The organism is Klebsiella sp. HMSC25G12, from assembly GCF_001807705.1.
In the GTDB taxonomy this organism is placed as follows: Bacteria; Pseudomonadota; Gammaproteobacteria; order Enterobacterales; family Enterobacteriaceae; genus Klebsiella; species Klebsiella variicola.
In genome coordinates this window covers 43,058-46,665 of sequence record NZ_KV789912.1, presented here as the reverse complement: position 1 = coordinate 46,665, position 3,608 = coordinate 43,058, and the positions used below count along the sequence as shown (strand labels likewise).

The window sequence follows — 3,608 nt, the reverse complement described above, 5'->3', positions numbered from 1 at the left end:
GAGGGCATGCTTTCCGGCAAACTCCGCTCTGGCCACTCCCTCTCCCTTTCAGGGAGGGGGTTAGGGTGCGAGTCCTGAAACCTGTGTGCAATACGCGGCTATCTGTACCTATTTAGCGCAACAGGTTCCTTTCAAATATCAGAATTGCTATAACCAAATTACTGGAAGTCGATAAAAAACCGCTCCCTGTACCTACAAAAATATAAAAGGATCAATCATGCCTGAAATACGTCAGCGTATTCTGGAGAATATGCAAAAATTCTCCCGGGCCATGATCGGCGCCGTATTGTTCTTGCCGGTCATTGGCTTAATTCTGGCCCTCAGTTCAGTATTAACTAATCCGACATTAATTGCTGAAACCAGTTTCTTACATCAGCTTGGGCAAATGCTCGGCGACACTTTTTGGCCTTTATTTGGCAACCTCGGCTTATTATTTTGCGTCGGCATTAGCTATGGCCTGGCAAAGGATAAAAAAACCGAAGTCGCGCTGGTTGCAGTGATGTGCTTCATTATGTTCCTTGGCGCCAACCACTCCTGGCTGGAACACACCCACGGACTCGCCGAAAAAATTAACGGTGAATATTATGGCACCGGGCAAACCCAGCTGCTGGGCTTTGTGGTGGTGGATATGGGCGTTTTCCTGGGCATTATTCTCGGCTGCACGATTGCGTGGGTGCACAATAAAGTCTCTGCCATTGAGCTGCCTGGCGCGCTGTCGATGTACGGCGGCGCCAAGCTGACGCTGGTGGCGATGACGCCGGTGGTTATCTTCTACGCCATCGCCTTTACCTGGATTTGGCCCTTTATGACCCACGGCATCTCCGCCCTCACCGGTTTTATGAAAAATGCCGGGGTCGCCGGGGTCTTCGTCTATGGTTTCTTTGAAAAATTCCTTATCCCCACCGGCCTGCACCATTTCGTCTGGTCCCCCTTCCAGCTCACCCAGATTGGCGGCACCCTGCACGTGGACGGTCAGGTGGTCTCCGGGACCCAGGCCATTTTCCTCGCCTATATGCGCCACCCCGACCTGACGCCGGTCATGAACGACGCATTACGTTTTTCGCAGCAAGGGATGACCACTATCTTTGGCCTGGCAGGCGCCTCGCTGGCGTTCTACCACACCGCGAAACCGGAGAAGAAAGTGATGGCGAAGGCGATCCTGCTGCCGGCGATCATCACCTCGATGCTGACCGGTATCACCGAACCGATCGAGTTCACCTTCTTGTTTGTCTCGCCGCTGCTGTGGGTGATCCACGCGACGTTAACCGCCGCCTCGCAGGCCATTTGCGACATTTTCACCGTACGTCCCTGGGGAGCATCGGGCCTGATCGAGTTTCTGATCTATAACCTGCCGCTGCCGGTCTCCTTAACGCGCTGGCCGGGCTATGTCCTTATTGGTATCGGCCAGTTCGCCGTTTACTACGTGATTTTCCGCACCCTGGTGGTGAAGCTGAATCTGAAAACGCCGGGCCGGGAAGATGACGAGAACGTGAAGCTTTACAGCAAAGCAGAGTACCGCCAGAAAGTCTCGCAACCGCAGTCGGTCACCGATGACATTATCCGCGGCCTCGGGGGCAAGGAGAATATTCTCTCCGTCGATAATTGTTTTACTCGTCTGCGCGTGGCCGTGCGCGATATGGCGCGGGTTGATGACGCGCAATTAAAAAATACCGGCGCCAACGGCCTCGTACGAAATCGTAATGAAGTTCAGGTTATTTATGGCGTCAAAGTGGGACAGGTACGTTCCCGGGTTGATAACTGGTTAGCAGAAAATTAATGAGGAGTTTGTATGAAATTAACCGTATTAGGCGGGGGCGGCGTTCGCTCTGCATTTTTAGCGAAATCTCTGGCCTATAACGCTCACCGCATTGGTTTAACAGAAGTGGTTTTTCTCGATAACTCTGCTGATAATCTGGCGATATTTGGCGAAATTGCCCGCTATGTATTTAATACTATTCGCCCGGATATTCAGTTTAGTACCACTACCGACCCGATCGCAGCGCTGCAGGATGCCAACTATATCATTACCACCCTGCGGGTTGGCGGTGACGAAAGCCGTATTCGCGACGAACGCATTGCGCTTCAGCATAACACCCTCGGCCAGGAGACCACCGGCGCCGGCGGTTTCGCGATGGCCATGCGTTCGATCCCGGCGATCCTTCGCTATTGCCGGCTGATCGAAGAACATGCCGCCGAAGACGCCATTCTGTTTAACTTTACCAACCCGTCAGGCCTGGTGACGGAAGCGATCATCAAGTCCGGTTTTAAGCGCCGGGTCTATGGGATCTGCGATGCTCCCTCCGAGCTGATTCGTGAACTGCCGGCGATCCTTGGTTGTGAAGAACGCGACCTCAGCGTGGAATGCTATGGGCTGAACCATTTCTCATGGTTTACCCACTTCACCGTACGCGGGGAAGAGGTAACCGAACGGCTGATCGCCAGCCCGGAACTGTACCAGAAGACGGCGATGCAGTACTTCTCCCCGGAGCTGGTGCGGCTTTGCGATAATCAGCTCCTCAATGAATATCTCTATTATTACTACTATCGAGAGGTGGCGCTGAAGGCGATTCAGGAAGCCGGCGAGACGCGCGGAGAGCAGATCGCCCGTATCAATCAGGAGATGCGCGAAGCGCTGCGCACTGTGGATGCCAGAACGCAACCGGAAGCCGCTTTCACCATCTGGATGCAGCATTACCTGCGCCGGGAAAACAGCTATATGCAGAATGAGTCGCAGCAGGAAAAATTCCACACCCGCGAACCGCTGACGCTGCGCCAGTTTATCGAAGAGCCGGACACCGGCGGCTATGCCGGGGTGGCGCTGGATATCCTGGAAGCGGTGAACAGCACCACCACCAAGCGTATCGTGGTATCGATCCAGAATCACGACACGCTCGACTTTTTGCGCCCTGACGACGTGATCGAGATCAGCTGCGACCTGAGCCGGGATGGCCTCAAGCCGGTGACGCCGGTGAAGGTGCCGACGGCGCAGAAGAATATGATTTCCTGCGTGAAGGAGTATGAGCGGCTGGCGGTGGCGGCAATCCTGCAGCAGGATAAATCGCTGGCGGTGCGGGCGCTGATGGCGCACCCGCTGATCGGTTCCTATTCGCTGGCGAAAACCCTGGTCGAAGCCTATCTCGACGATGAGCAATTCGCCGCCTGGCAGTAACCCGCATTGCCGATGGGATTCCCCCCCGCTCGCGCTGCGCTTAGCGGGGCTACGAACGGAGCGGTTTGTGTTTTATGTAGGCCGGGTCAGGCGTAAGCCGCCTCCCGGCAAAATTGCCGCATCACCCGGTAGCCCGGATAAGGCGCCAGCCGCCATCCGGGAGCTCCCCCCGCCCGCACCGCGCTTAGCGGGGCTACGAACGGAGCGGTTTGTGTTTGATGTAGGCCGGGTCAGGCGTAAGCCGCCACCCGGCAAAATAGCCGTCTCACCCGGTAGCCCGGATAAGGCGCCAGCCGCCATCCGGGAGTTCCTCCGCTCGCGCCGCGCTTAGCGGGGCTACAAACGGAGCGGTTTGTATTTGATGTAGGCCGGGTCAGGCGTAAGCCGACACCCGGCAAAATTGCCGTATCACCCGGTAGCCCGGATAAGGCGCCAGCCG

Annotated in this window: 2 protein-coding genes; both read left to right on the top strand. The window is 56.0% G+C overall.

What is annotated here, in order from left to right:
* The first annotated feature begins 217 nt into the window (after positions 1 to 217).
* Positions 218 to 1,777 (top strand): PTS transporter subunit EIIC, encoded by a 1,560-nt coding sequence (locus HMPREF3096_RS22315; protein ID WP_070544611.1) that lies wholly within the window; start codon positions 218 to 220, stop codon positions 1,775 to 1,777.
* Positions 1,778 to 1,789: 12 nt separating this feature from the next.
* Entirely contained in the window at positions 1,790 to 3,169 is a 1,380-nt protein-coding gene (locus HMPREF3096_RS22310; RefSeq protein ID WP_032731499.1) for a family 4 glycosyl hydrolase, read from the top strand.
* Positions 3,170 to 3,608 lie beyond the last annotated feature (439 nt).

Coding starts and splice junctions, on each gene's coding strand:
- HMPREF3096_RS22315 (WP_070544611.1), top strand. CDS start 218: ATGCCTGAAATACGTCAGCGTATTCTGGAGAATATGCAAAAATTCTCC.
- HMPREF3096_RS22310 (WP_032731499.1), top strand. CDS start 1,790: ATGAAATTAACCGTATTAGGCGGGGGCGGCGTTCGCTCTGCATTTTTA.